Here is a 1,066-nt window from a genome sequence, read left to right as displayed (position 1 = left end):
TCGTTCGGACCGCTCCTCGGAAGGCGTCATTGGATACAGGGTCCAGTCATGGACCCATCTGGCGGGACAGCGGCGCCGTCCTCGTTTCTCTTTCTCAATCCGGACAAGCGGGATCGCTGGTCGGGCCCACACCCTGCAGATGCTGCAGGGCGCGGACGCTCTCGACCGGCCGACCGGCTGGGGCCTGTAGCTCAGGTGGTTAGAGCGCACCCCTGATAAGGGTGAGGTCGGACGTTCGAGTCGTCCCAGGCCCACCATTATCTTGGATGCCTCAAGCGCCGGCGGCGACGTCCGTCGCCTCAGGCTTCTCGCGCCACGCGGCGCGGCGGCCATTCGGCCTTGCGAGCCTGTCGGCTCGGGGCGTTCTTCCCGACACGGGGCTGTAGCTCAGTTGGGAGAGCGCGTGCTTTGCAAGCATGAGGTCGTCGGTTCGATCCCGTCTGTCTCCACCATCGTCTTTTGGATCTGAGCGCCGCGCAAGCGGCCGCCGTCCCATCGAGCGAAGGCGTCGAAGCATCCGTCCGGATAACAAGTTTGCAGCAGGTGTGGGCCAAAATCCCGCTTGATGCGAAATCATGACATCGTGAAGAGGGAATGTGGCCGTGCCGGCAGCGAGAGCTGGTCCGGGACGGTCATGTTCGGCAAGCATACGGCAATCGGATCCGAGAGGATCCGGTTGCTGGTCTTTTTGTGACCGTGTTGGCGATCGGCAGCAGCCTTGCTGCTGGCGATCGACCGAACATCGATCACGAGAGCGATCAAGTGCCTTAAGAGCATTCGGTGGATGCCTTGGCGCTGAGAGGCGATGAAGGACGTGGTACGCTGCGATAAGCCTTGGGGAGCTGCGAACGAGCTTTGATCCAGGGATTTCCGAATGGGGAAACCCACCTTCGACCTTCCGTATGGTGATGACAGGCGCAGGAGCGATCCGGCGGCTGGCATTGCCATACGGTTGGTCACGAGAAGGTATCAAATCCTGAATTCATAGGGGTTTGAAGCGAACCCGGGGAACTGAAACATCTCAGTACCCGGAGGAAAGGACATCAACGAGACTCCGTCAGTAGTG

Annotated in this window: 2 tRNA genes and 1 rRNA gene; all 3 read left to right on the top strand. The window is 60.9% G+C overall.

Annotated elements, in window-relative coordinates:
* Positions 1-180 precede the first annotated feature (180 nt).
* A tRNA-Ile gene (locus tag ACS5RC_RS26025) sits at positions 181-257 on the top strand.
* Positions 258-376: 119 nt separating this feature from the next.
* Positions 377-452, top strand: a tRNA-Ala gene (locus ACS5RC_RS26020).
* Positions 453-756: 304 nt separating this feature from the next.
* Positions 757-1,066: ribosomal RNA gene (locus tag ACS5RC_RS26015) — 23S ribosomal RNA — on the top strand; the annotation flags it as partial.

The sequence above is a fragment of the Methylobacterium sp. HJ2 genome (genome assembly GCF_056431005.1).
The sequence above is the reverse complement of the archived record's forward strand: the minus strand, read 5'-3'. Positions and strand labels throughout refer to the sequence as shown.